Source organism: Pseudomonas sp. D4-21 (assembly GCF_051132125.1).
GTDB lineage: Bacteria > Pseudomonadota > Gammaproteobacteria > Pseudomonadales > Pseudomonadaceae > Aquipseudomonas.
Map to the genome: position 1 here is coordinate 1,534,111 of NZ_CP071664.1, position 14,767 is coordinate 1,548,877.

The 14,767-nt window shown below is 63.3% G+C and carries 16 protein-coding genes and 1 riboswitch; of the genes, 14 read left to right on the forward strand and 2 right to left on the reverse strand.

The window, feature by feature from the left end; all coding sequences use genetic code 11:
* Positions 1-126: 126 nt before the first annotated feature.
* On the forward strand, positions 127-660 hold the full coding sequence (locus tag J3Q04_RS06855; protein WP_434560191.1) for a C40 family peptidase: 534 nt from the start codon (positions 127-129) through the stop codon (positions 658-660).
* A gap of 83 nt (positions 661-743) precedes the next feature.
* Here J3Q04_RS06855 and J3Q04_RS06860 read toward each other — a convergent pair whose 3' ends face one another.
* Together J3Q04_RS06860 and J3Q04_RS06865 are read right to left on the reverse strand one after the other, a co-directional pair.
* On the reverse strand, positions 744-2,054 hold the full coding sequence (locus tag J3Q04_RS06860; protein WP_434607284.1) for a PQQ-dependent sugar dehydrogenase: 1,311 nt from the start codon (positions 2,052-2,054) through the stop codon (positions 744-746).
* Between the two features lie 185 nt (positions 2,055-2,239).
* Positions 2,240-2,824 carry a hypothetical protein gene (locus J3Q04_RS06865; protein ID WP_434560187.1) on the reverse strand — a complete coding sequence of 195 codons (585 nt, stop codon included), beginning with the start codon at positions 2,822-2,824 and terminating at the stop codon, positions 2,240-2,242.
* Between the two features lie 160 nt (positions 2,825-2,984).
* Positions 2,985-3,194: riboswitch (cobalamin riboswitch) on the forward strand.
* Between the two features lie 81 nt (positions 3,195-3,275).
* Between J3Q04_RS06865 and cobO the strand changes: the two genes are divergently transcribed.
* From cobO to J3Q04_RS06930, 13 genes are all read left to right on the forward strand, one after another.
* Positions 3,276-3,887: a cob(I)yrinic acid a,c-diamide adenosyltransferase gene (cobO, locus tag J3Q04_RS06870; RefSeq protein WP_420767442.1), complete on the forward strand. Its 612-nt coding sequence runs from the start codon at positions 3,276-3,278 to the stop codon at positions 3,885-3,887.
* Positions 3,884-5,296 (forward strand): cobyrinate a,c-diamide synthase, encoded by a 1,413-nt coding sequence (locus tag J3Q04_RS06875; RefSeq protein WP_434607281.1) that lies wholly within the window; start codon positions 3,884-3,886, stop codon positions 5,294-5,296. The genes cobO and J3Q04_RS06875 overlap by 4 nt, the downstream gene beginning before the upstream one ends.
* Positions 5,293-5,943 carry a 5,6-dimethylbenzimidazole synthase gene (bluB, locus tag J3Q04_RS06880; RefSeq protein ID WP_434607278.1) on the forward strand — a complete coding sequence of 217 codons (651 nt, stop codon included), beginning with the start codon at positions 5,293-5,295 and terminating at the stop codon, positions 5,941-5,943. Before J3Q04_RS06875 ends, bluB begins: the two co-directional genes overlap by 4 nt.
* A complete protein-coding gene (gene cbiB, locus J3Q04_RS06885; RefSeq protein ID WP_434607275.1) occupies positions 5,940-6,848 on the forward strand; it encodes an adenosylcobinamide-phosphate synthase CbiB in 909 nt (302 codons plus the stop codon). The genes bluB and cbiB overlap by 4 nt, the downstream gene beginning before the upstream one ends.
* Positions 6,841-7,833, forward strand: coding sequence for a threonine-phosphate decarboxylase CobD (gene cobD / locus J3Q04_RS06890; RefSeq protein ID WP_434607273.1), 993 nt, complete (start codon positions 6,841-6,843; stop codon positions 7,831-7,833). Before cbiB ends, cobD begins: the two co-directional genes overlap by 8 nt.
* Positions 7,830-9,281 carry a cobyric acid synthase gene (locus J3Q04_RS06895; protein WP_434607271.1) on the forward strand — a complete coding sequence of 484 codons (1,452 nt, stop codon included), beginning with the start codon at positions 7,830-7,832 and terminating at the stop codon, positions 9,279-9,281. Before cobD ends, J3Q04_RS06895 begins: the two co-directional genes overlap by 4 nt.
* 132 nt (positions 9,282-9,413) lie before the next feature.
* Complete coding sequence (gene cobU, locus J3Q04_RS06900; protein ID WP_420767519.1) at positions 9,414-9,935, forward strand: bifunctional adenosylcobinamide kinase/adenosylcobinamide-phosphate guanylyltransferase; 522 nt, start codon at positions 9,414-9,416, stop codon at positions 9,933-9,935.
* Positions 9,932-10,987, forward strand: coding sequence for a nicotinate-nucleotide--dimethylbenzimidazole phosphoribosyltransferase (gene cobT, locus J3Q04_RS06905; protein ID WP_434607268.1), 1,056 nt, complete (start codon positions 9,932-9,934; stop codon positions 10,985-10,987). The genes cobU and cobT overlap by 4 nt, the downstream gene beginning before the upstream one ends.
* A complete protein-coding gene (cobC, locus tag J3Q04_RS06910) occupies positions 10,984-11,559 on the forward strand; it encodes an alpha-ribazole phosphatase family protein (protein ID WP_434607266.1) in 576 nt (191 codons plus the stop codon). The genes cobT and cobC overlap by 4 nt, the downstream gene beginning before the upstream one ends.
* Positions 11,560-11,561: 2 nt before the next feature.
* Positions 11,562-12,293: an adenosylcobinamide-GDP ribazoletransferase gene (locus J3Q04_RS06915; RefSeq protein WP_434607264.1), complete on the forward strand. Its 732-nt coding sequence runs from the start codon at positions 11,562-11,564 to the stop codon at positions 12,291-12,293.
* A 71-nt stretch (positions 12,294-12,364) separates the two neighbouring features.
* Positions 12,365-12,769 (forward strand): MarR family winged helix-turn-helix transcriptional regulator, encoded by a 405-nt coding sequence (locus J3Q04_RS06920; RefSeq protein WP_030142382.1) that lies wholly within the window; start codon positions 12,365-12,367, stop codon positions 12,767-12,769.
* Positions 12,770-12,821: 52 nt separating this feature from the next.
* Positions 12,822-14,030, forward strand: coding sequence for an MFS transporter (locus J3Q04_RS06925; protein ID WP_434560169.1), 1,209 nt, complete (start codon positions 12,822-12,824; stop codon positions 14,028-14,030).
* Between the two features lie 182 nt (positions 14,031-14,212).
* Complete coding sequence (locus J3Q04_RS06930) at positions 14,213-14,761, forward strand: glutathione peroxidase (protein WP_420767432.1); 549 nt, start codon at positions 14,213-14,215, stop codon at positions 14,759-14,761.
* Positions 14,762-14,767: the final 6 nt, after the last annotated feature.

A 14,767-nucleotide genomic window follows, 5' to 3' on the forward strand; every position in this document is an offset into this window, starting at 1 on the left:
GTTTGTCCCATAGCCGCTAGAATCCTAGATCATTGATTGATGGCAATCCGCCTGCGTACTACGCGGGCGGATTTGTTTCCATCTCCACGGCAGAAAAGCCGCATCCAGATCAGGATTGTTCCGCATATGTCGACGTCGGCCCGCCTCGTTCTGATTGTTCTTGCCGCGCTGCTAAGCGCCTGCGCCAGTCGCACCCCACCGCCCGCGCCGGTGCGGGCTCCAGTGGTATTCGCACCCTCCCAGACTTTTTCTCCCGCCGCTGAAGACGTGCTTTTCCGTGCGCTGGGCTTGGTGGGGACGCCCTATCGTTGGGGTGGCAACACGCCGGACTCAGGTTTCGATTGCAGCGGTTTGATCGGCTATGTGTACCGTGACGCTGCCGGGATCTCTTTGCCGCGTTCCACCCGCGAAATGATCAGCATGCACGCGCCAGAGGTCGGCAAAGATGCGTTGCAGACGGGCGACCTGGTGTTCTTCGCCACCAATGGTGGATCCCAGGTCAGCCATGCCGGGATTTATGTAGGGGAGGGACGTTTCGTCCACGCACCGGCCACCGGCGGCACGGTCAAGCTCGACAGTCTGTCCAAGGCCTATTGGCAGAAGGCCTACCTCGGTGCCAAGCGGGTGTTGCAACCGGAACATCTGGCGCGTAATCCCTGACCCTGACGATTGATTTTTTGCGACGCTGGATCGCTCTTGTGGCGAGGTAGCTTGCTCCCTCGCCACGGGGATCGGTTTGAGCGTTAATTTTTCGATACCCGCCAGATCTTGTTCCCTACGTCATCAGCCACCAACAACCCACCTTGTTTATCGATCACCACGCCCACCGGCCGCCCCTGGGCTTTTTCGTCTGCGTTGAGGAAACCGGTCAGCACGTCCACGGGCTGGCCCACGGGTTTGCCGGCATTGAACGGGACGAAGATTACTTTGTAACCACTGTGGGGCTTGCGGTTCCAGGAGCCGTGTTGCCCGATGAAGGCGCCTTCTGTAAACGGCGCGGGCAATGTGCTGCCTTCGGCGAAGGTCAGGCCCAATGAAGCCGTATGAGGGCCGACGGCATAGTCGGGAGCAATGGCCTTGGCCACAAGTTCGGGATTTTGCGGCTCGACGCGCACGTCGATGTTCTGCCCGTAGTAGCTGTACGGCCAGCCATAAAAGCCGCCGTCCTTCACCGAGGTGATGTAGTCCGGCACCAAGTCGCTGCCGATCTCATCCCGTTCGTTGACCGCCGTCCACAGGGCGCCGCTGCGAGGCTCCCAGGCCAGGCCGTTGGGGTTGCGCAGCCCTGAGGCGAAGATGCGGTGACTGCCGGTGGCCCGATCCACCTCCCAGATGGCCGCGCGGCCTTCTTCCGCGTCCATGCCATTTTCCGCGACGTTGCTGTTGGAGCCGGTCGTGACGTACAACTTGCTACCGTCCCGGCTGGCAATGACGTTCTTGGTCCAGTGGTGGTTGAGGGGGCCGCCGGGCAAATCGACAACCTTGGTGGGTTGCGCCTTTATTTGCGTATCGCCTTCCTTGTAAGGGAAACGGATCAACCGGTCGGTGTCGGCCACATAGAGGTCATTGCCCACAAGCGTCATGCCGAACGGGGAATTGAGGTTTTCCAGGAAAATCGTCCGGGTTTCGGCGACGCCGTCGTGATTGGCGTCCCGCAGCAGGGTGATGCGATTGGGGCTGGGGACGCCAGCGCCGGCGCGGTCCATGACTTTCTTCATGACCCAGCCACGAATGCCTTGGGTATCGTCGGGCTTGGGGGGAGCGTTGGTTTCGGCCACCAGCACATCGCCGTTGGGTAGCACGTAAAGCCAGCGCGGATGATCCAGGCCTTCGGCAAAGGCAACCACCTTCAGGCCTGGGGCCGGGGTTGGCTTGGCGCCGTCCGGCCATCCGATGGCTTCAGCGATGTTCACCGTGGGCATCAGGGTCTTGTTCGGCTCGGGCAGTTTCGGTGACGGGCCGATGCCGTCGGAAACCTGCAATGTCGACGACTCGCCGCAAGCGACAAGCCCTGTAGCAAGGGCGGCGATCAACAGGTGATTTGGCTTGAGCATGCGGACTTCCCTATGAGTGCATGTGATTACTCATAGAGAAGCGTAGACGTGGGATGGTTCAACGGTGGGTCGACCCGCCTGGCAAACGAATTTCCTGAGGGAGCGAGCCTGCTCGCGAAAGCAGGTCAACCTGGCAGTGAAATGCGGGTTGCTCCCCCGTCTAGCGAGCAGGCTCGCTGCCACAATCAACCATGAGCCTGCTTGAACAGCACCGCGACCCCTGGGTGATAGTGTCCGGCCTCGTTGCGCAACTTGCGGTAGGCATAAGGGAAGTACCAGGCCACGGCGCAGGTGTTTTCCTTTTGCAGGTCATCGATCATGTCCTGCAACTCTTCTGGCGTCGCGCTTTGCTGGGCTTTTTGCGGGGCGATGAACAGGCAACCCAGTTTCAGGTCGCTGGCGTAGCTGATCCGCTTGGCGTCGCTGGTGGCTTCCAGCAACGGTTGGGTCAGGTTCAGGTTGTTGACCTTCGGCCAGCGCTGCGTGCTCTGGATGTAGGCGCGTTCATCGCTGCTGGCAATCAACAGATCGGCGCTGACATTACGTTCGCCTTCTTCATTCTGCTTGCGAGTCGCTGCGTCCTGCAGCGTGACCATCTCCGCCATCCAGGCTGCGGCCGACAGCAGACCGAGATTGGCTTTTTCATTGTGCCAATAGGGTGTGTCGTTATCGCCGCGCACGGCGTTGTAGCGGTCGATACAATCGAACCAGCGTTCCAGCACCGGGCGCAGGAATTCCAGTTTCGGATTGCTGATGATCATGCCTTGCATCGCATTTGCCCTCTTGTTCTTGTGATATCGGGTCGTAGTGTCTCTTTGATATCACTTGCCGCAGGATCACACAAGATTGACGTCAGCTTATTGATCCCGGCCAATATCCATTGCGCTGCCCATCGCGGCTTTAATTGACGCTCAACCCCCAACCCTCTAACCTTCGCGGCTTGTTTCAGGTGCTCTATGGCAATGGCCGATAGGGTGAAACAGGGAAGCCGGTGCGTGCACACAAACCCGGCGCTGCCCCCGCAACGGTAGATGAGTCAAGGCTGCGTATAGGCCACTGTGTCGCATGACATGGGAAGGCGCACAGCCAGGCGTTACGCCGCTCATGAGCCCGGAGACCGGCCTGATTCATCCAACGGCATCACGGTGGGCGATGCCAGGCTCGTTGCCGTCCTTTTTTATGCCCGCCCGCCGTTATCCAGTCCCAACGGAGAGCTCCCCCATGACCGACACGCCCGATCGCGACGAACGCCACCTGGCGCGCATGCTGCGCAAGAAAGCCGTGATTGACGAGCGCATCGCCAATTCGCCCAACGAGTGCGGCCTTCTGCTGGTGCTGACCGGCAACGGCAAGGGCAAGAGCAGTTCTGCGTTCGGCATGCTGGCCCGGGCCATGGGGCACGGCATGCAATGTGGCGTGGTGCAATTCATCAAGGGTCGCAACAGCACCGGCGAGGAGCTGTTTTTCCGCCGCTTCCCGGAGCAGGTGCGCTTCCATGTCATGGGAGAGGGCTTTACCTGGGAAACCCAGGATCGCCAGCGCGACATTGCCGCCGCCGAAGCCGCGTGGGCGGTGTCCCGTGAGTTGCTCAGCGACCCGTCCATTGGGCTGGTGGTGCTCGACGAACTGAACATCGCCCTCAAGCACGGTTACCTCGACCTGGATCAGGTCTTGAGTGATCTGCAGGCTCGTCCGCCCATGCAACATGTGATCGTGACAGGCCGCGGCGCCAAGCCCGAGATGATCGAGCTGGCCGACACCGTGACCGAAATGGGCATGATCAAGCACGCTTTCCAGGCCGGGATAAAGGCGCAGAAAGGCGTCGAACTGTGAGCCGAGTGTCGACCGCCAGCCGCCATTGCCCGGCGGTCTTGATTGCCGCCCCGGCTTCAGGCCAGGGCAAGACCACCGTCACCGCGGCTCTGGCCCGGTTGCACCGCAACCAGGGGCGCAAGGTGCGCGTGTTCAAGTGTGGTCCCGACTTCCTCGATCCAATGATCCTTGAGCGAGCCAGTGGCGCGCCGGTCTATCAGTTGGACATGTGGATGGTCGGAGAGCAGGAAAGTCGCCGGTTGTTGTGGGAAGCCGCCGCAGAAGCGGACCTGATTTTGATTGAAGGCGTGATGGGGCTGTTCGACGGCACACCGTCTAGCGCCGACCTGGCCCGGCATTTCGGCGTGCCGGTGCTGGCGGTTATCGATGGCACGGCCATGGCCCAGACATTCGGTGCCTTGGCCTTGGGCCTGGCACGGTATCAGCCGGATTTGCCCTTCGCTGGGGTCTTGGCCAATCGGGTCGGCACCTTGCGCCACGCGCAATTGCTCGAAGGGAGCCTGACCGAAGGCTTGCGCTGGTACGGCGCGCTTTCGCGGGAAACCGGCATCGAGCTGCCGAGCCGCCATCTTGGTCTGGTGCAGGCCAGCGAATTGAATGACCTGGACGTGCGTCTCGATGCCGCCGCCGAGGCGCTGGCGGGCAGTTGTGAAGTAGCATTGCCGCCTTCGGTGGAGTTCGCGGCGCCGGAACTGACGGCCGTTGAGCGGTGGCTCGACGGCGTCCGCATTGCCGTGGCCCGTGACGAGGCATTTGCCTTTACCTATGGCGCCAGCCTCGATCTGCTGCAAGCCATGGGCGCGCAGTTGAGTTTCTTTTCGCCGATCCACGACACCCAATTGCCCGAGGCGGACAGCCTCTATCTACCCGGTGGATATCCCGAGCTGCACCACGTTGCCCTGGCGCAAAACGCGCCCATGCTGGCGGCGATCCGTGCCCACCATGCATCCGATAAACCCTTGCTCGCCGAATGCGGCGGCATGCTGTATCTGCTCGATTCACTCACCGACGTCGACGGCACGCGCGCCGAACTGGTGGGTATGTTGAGCGGCGATGCGCAGATGCAAAAACGCTTGGCGGCCCTCGCGCTGCAATCGGTGGATCTGCCGGAAGGCAACCTGCGCGGGCATACCTATCATCATTCCTTGACCAGCACCACGCTTGAGCCGATTGCCCGTGGGCATAGCCCCAATGGCGGGCGAGGGGCGGAGGCGGTTTTCCGACAAGGGCGGATGACGGCTTCGTACGTGCATTTTTATTTTCCGTCCAATCCGAGGGCGACTGCCGCTTTGTTTGCGCCGGACCGAGAAGCAGCCTTCGCGAACAGGCTCGCTCTCACAGGGGATGGTGTGATCTCCAGTACGACGCCTGCCAGTGTGGGAGCGAGCCTGCTCGCGAATCGGCCATGACAGACAGCACTTTTTCCCAGGCCGAACGCGAGGCCGTCTACCGCGCCATCGCCGAACGCCGAGACATGCGTCATTTCATCGGCGGCAGCGTCGAGCCGCAATTGCTGCGCCGGCTGCTCGAAGCCGCGCACCAGGCGCCTAGCGTCGGGCTGATGCAGCCGTGGCGGTTTCTGCGCATCAGCGATCGCGCCTTGCGCGGCGAAATCCAGAACCTGGTGGAAGAAGAGCGCATTCGCACCGCCGAAGCCCTGGGCGAGCGTAGTGATGAATTCATGAAGCTCAAGGTGGAAGGTATCCACGACTGCGCCGAAGTGCTGGTGGCCGCGTTGATGGACGACCGCGAGCGGCACATTTTCGGTCGCCGGACCTTGCCGGAAATGGACTTGGCCTCGCTGTCCTGCGCGATCCAGAATCTGTGGCTGGCGGCCCGCGTCGAAGGGCTGGGGATGGGCTGGGTGTCGTTGTTCGAGCCCCAGGCCATGGCCGATCTGTTGGGCCTGCCGGAGGGCGCAAAGCCCCTGGCGATTCTGTGCCTGGGGCCGGTCGAGGGCTTTTACCCAGCGCCCATGCTCGCCTTGGAAGGCTGGGCGAAACCGCGGCCGCTCGAGGAACTGATTTATGAAAATCGCTGGGGAGTGCGTCCATGAGCGTAGCGTTGCTCAGTGCCGCCGCGGTGGCGCTGGATGCGTTGCTGGGCGAGCCCCGGCGCTGGCATCCTCTGGTCGCGTTCGGCCGTCTTGCCAATCGTATCGAACAGCGTTTCAACTCCGGTGGACGGGGCTGGCGCAGTCACGGTGTCACGGCGTGGATCATCGCCGTGCTGCCCTTGACGTTGCTGGCCACAGCCTTGTCCTGGGCGCCCCTGGTAGGGTGGCTGGTGGACATTCTCGCGTTGTATTGCGCCCTCGGCTTGCGCAGCCTTGGTGAACATGTCGAGCCAGTGGCCCGGGCGTTGCGCAGTGGCGATCTGGACGAGGCACGCCAGCGGGTGAGTTATCTGGTCAGCCGCGAAACCGCCGAGTTGGATGAAAACGCCGTGGCCCGCGCCGCCACCGAGTCGGTGCTGGAAAACGGCAGCGACGCGGTGTTCGCCGCCTTGTTCTGGTTCGCGGTGGCTGGCGCGCCTGGCGTGGTGTTGTATCGGTTGAGCAATACCCTCGACGCCATGTGGGGTTATCGCAACGAGCGCTTCGAACGTTTTGGCTGGGCGGCGGCAAAGATCGACGACCTGCTCAACTACATTCCCGCGCGCCTGGTGGCCCTGACCTACGCGTTGCTCGGCAAGACCCGACTGGCGTTCAGATGCTGGCGCACCCAGGGGCCAACCTGGGACAGCCCCAATGCCGGGCCGGTGATGGCCGCCGGCGCCGGAGCGCTGGGCGTGGAACTGGGCGGCGCGGCGATCTACCACGGCGAGCTGCATCAACGTCCGCCCTTGGGCGAAGGCGTGCCGGCCAGTGCCGATTCCATTGATCGCGGCTGGCAATTGGTGCAACGCGGCGTATGGTTATGGCTGCTGATTCTCTGCCTCGGAGCCGAGTTTTATGCTTGAGCATGGTGGACGACTGCGCAAGGCTTCCCGGCAATATGGCATTGCCGAGGCCGACTGGCTCGACCTGTCCAGCGGCCTGGCGCCCTGGCCGTTCGACGTTCCGCCGATCCCGCTGCGGGCCTGGGCGCGCCTGCCCGAGGCCGAAGATGGATTGGAGCAGGCCGCCTGCGATTATTACGAAGCGACGCACGTGTTGCCGGTGGCCGGTTCGCAGATGGCCATCCAGCTGTTGCCGCGCCTGCGCCGGGCCGGCAAGGTGGGTGTTTTGTCGCCCTGTTACGCCGAGCACGCCGAAGCCTGGCGCCGCAGCGGGTACATCGTGCGCGAAGTGCTGGAGACGGAAGTCGATTTTTTCCTCGACAGCCTCGACGTGCTGGTGGTGGTCAATCCGAACAACCCCACGGGCCTGAGCCTGAGCCCCGAACGCTTGCTGAATTGGCACGCACGGTTGGCCCAGCGCGGTGGCTGGCTGGTGGTGGATGAAGCGTTCATGGACATGACACCGCATCTGAGCCTCAGCGCCCACGCCCATCAGGTCGGGCTGATTGTATTGCGATCGTTTGGCAAGTTCTTTGGCCTGGCCGGGGTTCGCCTGGGGTTTGTCCTGGCGGAGCGGCGTTTGCTCAAGCTGCTCGCCGAGCAAGTCGGACCCTGGGCGGTGAGCGGGCCGACCCGGGTCCTGGGCGAGGCGTGTCTTCTGGATACCGAGGCCCAGGTTCGTCAACGACAGCGCTGCGAAGAAACCAGCCAACGCCTGGCATCGACGCTGCAACGCTTCGGCTTCAAGCCCCAGGGCGGCTGCGCATTGTTCCAGTGGCTGGTCACCCCGCACGCCCAGGCCCTGTATGAATTCATGGCCCATCGCGGCATTCTGCTGCGCCTGTTCACCCACACCAGCAGCCTGCGTTTCGGGTTGCCCGCCGATGATGCCGGGTTCCTGCGCCTCGAGCAGGCTTTCGAGGCCTACGCCAAGGACATTCGATGACAACCTTGATGGTGCAGGGCACCACCTCCGATGCCGGCAAAAGTACCCTGGTCACGGCGCTCTGCCGTTGGGTTACGCGCCAGGGTGTGAAGGTGGTGCCGTTCAAGCCGCAGAACATGGCGCTCAACAGCGCGGTGACCGCCGACGGTGGCGAAATCGGCCGGGCCCAGGCTGTCCAGGCACAGGCCTGTGGCCTCGAGCCCCATACCGACATGAATCCGGTGCTGCTCAAGCCCAACAGCGATACGGGCGCCCAGGTCATCATCCATGGCCGTGCCGTGACCACCATGAACGCGGTGGCCTATCACGATTACAAAGCCATCGCGATGCAAGCGGTACTGGCCTCCCACGCGCGCTTGAGCGCGACATACCCGGTCGTCATGGTGGAAGGCGCGGGATCGCCGGCGGAGATCAACCTGCGGGCCGGGGACATCGCCAATATGGGCTTTGCCGAGGCGGTGGACTGCCCGGTGCTGCTGATCGCCGACATCAATCGTGGCGGGGTTTTCGCCCATCTGGTCGGCACACTGGAGTTGCTTTCGCCCAGCGAGCAGGCGCGGGTAAAGGGTTTCATCATCAATCGTTTTCGCGGCGATATCGCCTTGCTGCAGCCGGGGCTGGATTGGTTGGAAACGCGCACTGGCAAACCGGTGATCGGCGTGTTGCCGTATGTAATGGACCTGCACCTGGAGGCCGAGGATGGCCTCGACCAGCGCCAGGCCGACAAGGCTGAACAGGTGCTCAAGGTGGTGGTGCCGGTGCTGCCGCGAATCAGCAACCACACCGATTTCGACCCGCTGCGCCTGCATCCGCAGGTCGACCTGCAATTCATCGGCCCTGGCCAGGCCATCCCGCCTGCCGACCTGATTATCCTGCCCGGGTCCAAAAGCGTGCGCAGCGATTTGGCCTACCTGCGGGCTAATGGCTGGGAAACGGCCATCCAGCGCCACTTGCGCTACGGCGGCAAGTTATTGGGTATCTGCGGCGGTTTGCAGATGCTCGGCCAGCAGGTCCACGATCCGCTCGGGCTGGAAGGCGTGGCGGGTTCCAGCGCCGGGTTGGGCTTGTTGGATTTCGAAACGACCCTGGAGCGCGAAAAGCAACTGCGCAACGTCCGCGGGCGACTGAACCTGGAAGACGCCGAGGTCAGCGGCTATGAAATCCACGCGGGCGTCACCGTCGGCGCGGCCCTGGAACATGCGGCGGTGTGCTTGGACGATGGCCGTTGCGATGGCGCCCAGAGCCGCGATGGGCAGATTTTTGGTACTTATCTGCATGGGCTCTTTGAGTCGCCGGCAGCCAGCAGTGCATTGCTGCGTTGGTCGGGTCTGGAGGACGTACAGACGGTGGATTACCACGGCTTGCGCGAGCGAGATATCGAACGGTTGGCGGATTTGGTGGAGCGGCATCTGGACACCGGGCTGCTGCGTGAGCTCTGTGGGATCTAGGGTGGCTGGGCTGGCGTCATCGCGAGCAGGCTCGCTTCCACATTGGTCTTGCGGCGCACAGAGATCCTGTGGGAGCGGGCCTGCTCGCGAAGGGGCCGGCACCCACACCGCCTATTTTGAAAGGGTATGAACATGCTCCAACTGATCCTCGGCGGCGCCCGCTCGGGCAAGAGTCGCCTGGCCGAAAAACTCGCCGCGAGCACAGGCTTGCCGGTGACTTACATCGCCACCAGCCAACCCCTGGACGGCGAAATGAACGAGCGTGTCGCCCAGCACCGCGCCCGGCGCCCCGCCGAATGGGCGCTGGTGGAGGAACCGTTGGCGCTGGCGCGGGTGCTGGAAGAAAACGCCGCACATGATCAATGCCTGTTGGTGGATTGCCTGACGCTCTGGCTCACCAACCTGCTGATGCTTGATGACGCCGACCGGCTGGTCGCCGAGCGTGAAGCGCTGCTGGATTGCATCAGTGCGCTTCCTGGCGAGGTCATATTCGTCAGCAACGAGACCGGCATGGGCGTCGTGCCGCTGGGGGAGTTGACCCGTCGTTATGTCGATGAAGCCGGTTGGCTGCATCAAGCCCTGGCCGAACGTTGTCAGCGCGTCGTGTTGACCGTCGCCGGCTTGCCCCTGACCCTTAAAGGAACTGCGTTATGAATCACCGCTGGTGGCTGGACCCGTGCAAGCCCGTCGATACCCAAGCGCTGGAACAGGCCGCGGCCCGTCAGCAACAGCTGACCAAACCGGCCGGCTCCCTGGGGCGACTGGAATCGATGGCGGTGCAACTGGCGGGCCTGCAAGGGCAGGTCAAACCGAACCTTGACCGGTTGTGGGTTGCGATTTTCGCCGGTGATCATGGCGTCGTGGCCGAAGGTGTCTCGGCGTATCCCCAGGAAGTCACCGGGCAGATGTTGCTCAACTTCGTCAACGGCGGCGCGGCCATCAGCGTTCTGACGCGGCAATTGGGCGCGTCCCTGGAAGTGATCGACCTGGGCACTGTAACGCCTTCGCTGAATTTGCACGGCGTGCGCCATTTGAACCTGGGTCCTGGCACGGCGAATTTCGTCCGGGGGCCGGCGATGACCCTGGCGCAAGGCGAACAGGCCCTGCAAGCCGGACGCGACAGCGTGGCGCGCGCGGTCGCGGCTGGAACGCAATTGTTCATCGGCGGCGAGATGGGCATCGGTAATACCACTGCCGCCAGTGCCCTGGCCTGTGCCTTGCTCGATTGCCCGGTGACGCACTTGGTCGGGCCGGGCACGGGCTTGGACGCGGCAGGTGTCAGCCGCAAGGCCCAGGTGATCGAGCGGGCCCTGGCGTTGCACGGTGGTGCGAGCGGCGACCCGTTGCAGACATTGTTCAACCTCGGCGGTTTCGAAATCGCGGCGTTGGTCGGTGCGTACCTGGCCTGCGCTCAGCAGGGCGTCGCCGTGCTGGTGGATGGGTTTATCTGCAGCGTAGCGGCGCTGGTGGCGGTGCGGCTCAATCCCGGATGCCGCCCATGGCTGCTGTTCGGTCATCGCGGTGCCGAGCCGGGTCACCGGCACGTGCTGGAAACTCTCGGCGCCGAACCGCTGCTGGACTTGGGCTTGCGCCTGGGCGAGGGCAGTGGCGCGGCGCTGGCGGTGCCGTTGTTGCGCCTGGCCTGTGACCTTCACGGGCAGATGGCGACGTTTGCCGAAGCGGCCGTGGCGGATCGCCCGGCATGATCTCGCGCCTGGACCTGCTGCGTCACGGTGAAACCGAGCTGGGCGGCGGCTTGCGCGGCAGCCTCGACGACGCCCTGACGGCCAGGGGCTGGGAGCAGATGCACGAGGCGGTCGCCCAAGGCGGGCCGTGGGATCGCCTGGTGTGCTCGCCATTGCAGCGATGCGCTCGTTTCGCCGAACAACTTGGCGCCCGGCTTGGCGTTCCGGTGCAGGCGGACAAAGACTTGCAAGAGTTGCATTTCGGCGCCTGGGAAGGTCGCAGCGCGGCGGCATTGATGGAGACCGACGCCGAGGCCCTCGGTCGCTTTTGGGCCGATCCTTACGCCTTCACACCTCCCGGAGGTGAGCCGGTATTGGCGTTTTCGGCGCGGGTGCTGGCGGCGGTCGAGCGCTTGCACCTCGCATATGCCGGTCAGCGCGTGTTGCTGGTCAGTCATGGCGGCGTGATGCGCTTGCTACTGGCCCAGGCCCGGGGGTTGCCACGCGAGCAATTACTGAATGTCGAAGTCGGCCATGGTGCGCTGTTTTCCCTGGCGGTGTCCTCCGGCCCCGTGCTTAGAGAGGCTGGCTGAGCATGTTGCCCTTCTGGATCGCCCTGCAATTTCTCAGCAGCTTGCCGATTCGCTTGCCGGGCATGCCTGAGCCCCGCGAGCTGGGGCGTTCGCTGTTGTTCTATCCCGTGGTGGGGCTGTTGTTCGGCGGTTTGCTGTGGTTGCTCGATGCGCTGTTGGCGGGCGCGCCGGTGATGCTGCATGCCGCGCTGCTACTGATGGCGTGGGTGCTGCTCAGCGGCGGGCTGCACCTGGACGGCCTGGCCGACAGCGCCGATGCCTGGCTCGGCGGTTTCGGCGATCGTGAGCGTACGTTGCTGATAATGAAGGATCCACGCAGCGGGCCGATCGCCGTGGTCACGCTGGTGCTGGTGTTGCTGCTCAAATGGACCGCGCTGGTGGCGCTGATCGAGCAGGAGGATGCGTTGGCCTTGCTCGTTGTGCCGGTGCTGGGGCGTAGCGCCTTGCTGGGGTTGTTCCTCACCACGCCGTATGTGCGTGCCGGTGGGCTGGGCCAAGCGTTGGCCGATCATTTGCCGCGCCGCTCGGGCTGGCAGGTGTTGTGGGCCGGAGCGCTGGGGTGCGTGCTGGTGATGGGATGGGCGGGGCTGTGGACGTTGGCGGTCGCCGTGCTGGTATTTATCGGTTTGCGCCACATCATGCTGCGCAGGCTGCAGGGATGCACCGGCGACACGGCGGGCGCCTTGCTGGAATTGCTGGAAATGGCGGTTCTGGTGGCGTTGGCGTTGAGCTGAATCCCGGCTTGTCAGCGGTCAGGGCCTCATTTAAATTTGCATTCATTTAGTCGCGGGTATATACACGCATCATGCTTCCTTCCCAATGTCTGTGCATCAACCTGCGTCGCGCCGCGCGTGGCGTCAGCAGGTACTACGACGGCGCTCTCGATGGCTTCGGGATCAACGTTGCCCAGTATTCTTTGCTCAATAACCTGGCGCGCCTGGACCAGCCGAGCATTTCGTCCCTGGCCGAGGCCATGGGCCTGGACCGCAGCACCCTAGGGCGCAACCTACGGGTGCTGGAAGGCGAGGGGTTGGTGAAGTTGGCTGAGGGCGACGATTTGCGCAACCGCATCGTTGTGCTCACCGAGGCGGGAAATGCCCGGTTGGCGGCGGCATTGCCGGCCTGGGAAGCGGCACAACAGAAATTGATCGACAAGCTCGGTGCCGAAAAGCGCGCGACCTTGCTCGCCTTGCTGGATGAGTTGGCGTGACGCCGGTTCGTCCGATGATAAGTGGGTCTATACCCGCGACCGGAGAATAAGAATGACATCGATGTGGCGTACCTGTGGTTGGGTCCTGGTGGGCAGTGCGCTGATCCTGGCGTTGTCCCTGGGCGTGCGGCATGGCTTCGGGTTGTTCCTGGCGCCGATGAGCGCCGAATTCGGCTGGGGCCGGGAGGTGTTTGCCTTCGCCATCGCTTTGCAGAACCTGATCTGGGGCCTGGCGCAGCCTTTCACGGGCGCCCTGGCGGATCGCTTCGGTGCGGCAAAAGTGGTGTTGATCGGTGGTGTCCTGTATGCGGTCGGCCTGGTCTTCATGGGCATGGCCGACTCGCCCTGGTCATTGTCGTTGAGCGCCGGCCTGTTGATCGGCATCGGCCTGTCCGGCACTTCGTTCTCGGTGATTCTTGGTGTGGTCGGGCGGGCCGTGCCGCCAGAGAAACGCAGCCTGGGCATGGGCATCGCCAGCGCGGCCGGCTCGTTTGGCCAGTTCGCGATGTTGCCGGGCACGCTGGGGCTGATTGGTTGGCTCGGCTGGTCCGCGGCGCTGTTGGCGCTGGGCCTGCTGGTGGCGTTGATCGTGCCCTTGGTCAGTATGCTCAAGGATGCACCGGCACCCCTGAGCGGCAACGAGCAGACCTTGTCCGAAGCGTTGCGCGAGGCGTGTAGTCATTCCGGTTTCTGGCTGTTGGCGGTCGGTTTTTTTGTCTGCGGTTTCCAGGTGGTGTTCATCGGCGTGCATCTGCCGGCCTATCTGGTGGACCAGCACCTGCCGGCCAGCGTCGGCACCACCGTGTTGGCACTGGTCGGTCTGTTCAATATCTTCGGCACCTACACCGCCGGCTGGCTGGGCGGGCGCATGTCCAAGCCGCGCCTGCTGACTGGCCTGTACCTGGTGCGGGCGGTGGTGATCGGCCTGTTCCTGTGGTTGCCAGTGACGACGACCACGGCTTATCTGTTCGGCATGGCGATGGGTTTTCTCTGGTTATCGACGGTGCCATTGACCAACGGGACGGTCGCCACGTTGTTCGGTGTACGAAATCTCTCGATGCTGGGTGGGATCGTGTTCCTGTTCCACCAGTTGGGCTCGTTCCTCGGTGGTTGGCTGGGCGGCGTCGTGTACGACCGCACGGGCAGCTACGACTTGATCTGGCAGGTGTCGATTTTGCTCAGCCTGCTCGCGGCTGCGTTGAACTGGCCGGTGCGTGAGCGCCCGGTTGCCCGCCTGCAAGCCCAGGCGGGTGCGGCATGAGCCGCGTCGGCCCATGGTTGATCGCAGCCGGCGCCGCCGCGCTGCTGGCGGTCGCCTGGTGGGGCTGGCGCCAGGGCGGGTTGGCTTTGATGCAGCTGGGCATGGGCAGCTGCTGACGTATGGACGGCATCGGGCGCGCGGAGTAACGTCGTGGTCTGACAGGCTTACAAGGAAAATCCGACATGATGCGTTGGTTTGCTGTTCCCACCCTGTTGCTGGCTATGACCGGGCATGTATGGGCGGCTGAATGCCCGTCACTCTTGGAGGGTTCGCTGCCCAAGCTGCGGGCCAAGGAAACCGTCGATTTGTGCCAGCGTTTCGCTGGCAAACCCTTGGTGGTGGTCAACACGGCCAGCTTCTGTGGGTTCGCTCCACAATTCAAAGGGCTCGAGGCGCTTAACCAGCGCTATAAAAGTGAAGGGTTGGAAGTGCTGGGCGTGCCGTCCAACGACTTCAAGCAGGAATCCAAGGACGGCGCGGAGACCGCCAAGGTTTGCTACGTCAACTATGGCGTGACCTTTACCATGACCGAACCGCAACCGGTACGGGGCGCGGATGCCATTCCCTTGTTCAAGCACCTGGCAGAACAGTCCAGCGCGCCGAAATGGAATTTCTACAAATACGTCGTGGATCGCCAGGGCAAGGTAGTTGGCAGCTTTTCCAGTCGGATAAAACCCGACGATCCTGATTTCATCAAGGCGGTGGAGACGGCTATCGCTTCCAAACCCTGATCCTCA

Excerpts from the sequence above, each read along its gene's own strand:
- J3Q04_RS06855 (WP_434560191.1), top strand. The coding sequence starts at position 127 with ATGTCGACGTCGGCCCGCCTCGTTCTGATTGTTCTTGCCGCGCTGCTA.
- J3Q04_RS06860 (WP_434607284.1), bottom strand. The coding sequence starts at position 2,054 with ATGCTCAAGCCAAATCACCTGTTGATCGCCGCCCTTGCTACAGGGCTT.
- J3Q04_RS06865 (WP_434560187.1), bottom strand. The coding sequence starts at position 2,824 with ATGCAAGGCATGATCATCAGCAATCCGAAACTGGAATTCCTGCGCCCG.
- cobO (WP_420767442.1), top strand. The coding sequence starts at position 3,276 with ATGACCGACACGCCCGATCGCGACGAACGCCACCTGGCGCGCATGCTG.
- bluB (WP_434607278.1), top strand. The coding sequence starts at position 5,293 with ATGACAGACAGCACTTTTTCCCAGGCCGAACGCGAGGCCGTCTACCGC.
- cbiB (WP_434607275.1), top strand. The coding sequence starts at position 5,940 with ATGAGCGTAGCGTTGCTCAGTGCCGCCGCGGTGGCGCTGGATGCGTTG.
- cobD (WP_434607273.1), top strand. The coding sequence starts at position 6,841 with ATGCTTGAGCATGGTGGACGACTGCGCAAGGCTTCCCGGCAATATGGC.
- J3Q04_RS06895 (WP_434607271.1), top strand. The coding sequence starts at position 7,830 with ATGACAACCTTGATGGTGCAGGGCACCACCTCCGATGCCGGCAAAAGT.
- cobU (WP_420767519.1), top strand. The coding sequence starts at position 9,414 with ATGCTCCAACTGATCCTCGGCGGCGCCCGCTCGGGCAAGAGTCGCCTG.
- cobT (WP_434607268.1), top strand. The coding sequence starts at position 9,932 with ATGAATCACCGCTGGTGGCTGGACCCGTGCAAGCCCGTCGATACCCAA.
- cobC (WP_434607266.1), top strand. The coding sequence starts at position 10,984 with ATGATCTCGCGCCTGGACCTGCTGCGTCACGGTGAAACCGAGCTGGGC.
- J3Q04_RS06915 (WP_434607264.1), top strand. The coding sequence starts at position 11,562 with ATGTTGCCCTTCTGGATCGCCCTGCAATTTCTCAGCAGCTTGCCGATT.
- J3Q04_RS06920 (WP_030142382.1), top strand. The coding sequence starts at position 12,365 with ATGCTTCCTTCCCAATGTCTGTGCATCAACCTGCGTCGCGCCGCGCGT.
- J3Q04_RS06925 (WP_434560169.1), top strand. The coding sequence starts at position 12,822 with ATGACATCGATGTGGCGTACCTGTGGTTGGGTCCTGGTGGGCAGTGCG.
- J3Q04_RS06930 (WP_420767432.1), top strand. The coding sequence starts at position 14,213 with ATGATGCGTTGGTTTGCTGTTCCCACCCTGTTGCTGGCTATGACCGGG.